Source organism: Staphylococcus sp. HMSC62D11 (genome assembly GCF_001839145.1).
Taxonomy (GTDB): Bacteria; Bacillota; Bacilli; order Staphylococcales; family Staphylococcaceae; genus Staphylococcus; species Staphylococcus lugdunensis.
Window position 1 is genome coordinate 1 of sequence record NZ_KV840198.1, and the last position, 1,131, is coordinate 1,131.

General features: G+C 41.5%; 1 protein-coding gene. It reads left to right on the top strand.

The annotated features are described in order from the left end of the window. A partial coding sequence (locus tag HMPREF3267_RS10260) for a Rib/alpha-like domain-containing protein (RefSeq protein ID WP_256323869.1) occupies positions 1–1,131 on the top strand: 1,131 nt, incomplete at both ends.

The window sequence follows — 1,131 nt, forward strand, 5'->3', positions numbered from 1 at the left end:
AATATGAACCGAAAGTAACACCAGTCACAAAAGATTTTGGTACACCAACAACAGCGGATGACGTAACCAAAGCAGTAACAGTACCAGATTACCCAAGTTCAAAAGGCACACCAACAGTAACAGTAGACAATCCAAGTACATTACCGAATGGTCAAACGCCTGGAACGTTTACAGTACCAGCAACGGTGACATACCCAGATGGCACAAAAGATCATGTGGATGTACCGGTAACAGTGAAAGAACAACCAGACAAAGATAAATACGAACCAAAAGTAACACCAGTCACAAAAGACTTTGGTACACCGACAACAGCGGATGAAGTCAAAAAAGCAGTAACCGTGCCAGATTATCCAAGTTCAAAAGGAACGCCAATAGTAACAGTAGATAATCCAAGTACATTACCGAACGGTAGAACACCAGGAGAATACACAGTACCAGTAACAGTGACATATCCAGATGGTACAAAAGATCACGTAAATGTACCAGTTAAAGTTGGTGATCCAGATAGCGGAAAATATGAACCGAAAGTAACACCAATCACAAAAGACTTTGGTACACCAACAACAGCAGATGATGTAACCAAAGCAGTGACTGTTCCGGATTATCCAAGCTCAAAAGGCACACCAACAGTAACAGTAGATAATCCAAGTACATTACCGAATGGTCAAACGCCTGGCACATATACAGTACCAGCAACGGTGACATACCCAGATGGATCAAAAGATCATGTGAATGTACCGGTAACAGTGAAAGAACAACCAGACAAGGATAAATACGAACCAAAAGTAACACCGGTCACAAAAGACTTTGGCACACCAACAACAGCAGATGATGTAACCAAAGCAGTGACTGTTCCGGATTATCCAAGCTCAAAAGGCACACCAACAGTAACAGTAGATAATCCAAGTACATTACCGAATGGTCAAACACCGGGCACATACACAGTACCAGTAACAGTGACATACCCAGATGGTACAAAAGACCATGTGGATGTACCAGTAACAGTAAAAGAACAACCAGACAAAGATAAATATGAACCATCTACTAAGGCAATTACTAAACCATTTGGTACGCCAACGACAGCAGACGAAGTTAAAAAAGCAGTGACAGTACCAAATTATCCAAGTGATA